The sequence below is a fragment of the Pseudomonas sp. AC463 genome, from assembly GCF_979253585.1.
The window spans coordinates 1-272 of record NZ_CEEDDZ010000600.1 but is presented as its reverse complement, the minus strand read 5'-3'; the positions used below and the strand labels follow the sequence as shown (position 1 = coordinate 272).

Here is a 272-nt window from a genome sequence, read left to right as displayed (position 1 = left end):
CTCTGGATGTCCTCTTCGCTGAGGCCCTTGCCGCGCAGTTCGGCCTCGGCTTCCTCGCGGGATTTGCCGAGCATCAGGGCCTGGCTCTGCGACAGGCAGTTGGCGTAGAGCCACTGATGGTGGTCGGCAACCGGGTTGTAACTGACCACCGGGACGATGAAGTCCGCCGGAATCAGCTGGGTACCCTGATGCAGCAACTGGTGATAGGCGTGCTGGCCGTTACAGCCCACGCCGCCCCAGATCACCGGCCCGTTCGAACCACTGACCGGGCC

Annotated in this window: 1 pseudogene; it reads right to left on the bottom strand. The window is 64.7% G+C overall.

Annotated elements, in window-relative coordinates:
- Window positions 1–272, bottom strand: a pseudogene (locus tag AC0IYH_RS31610) (glucose-6-phosphate isomerase); the annotation flags it as partial.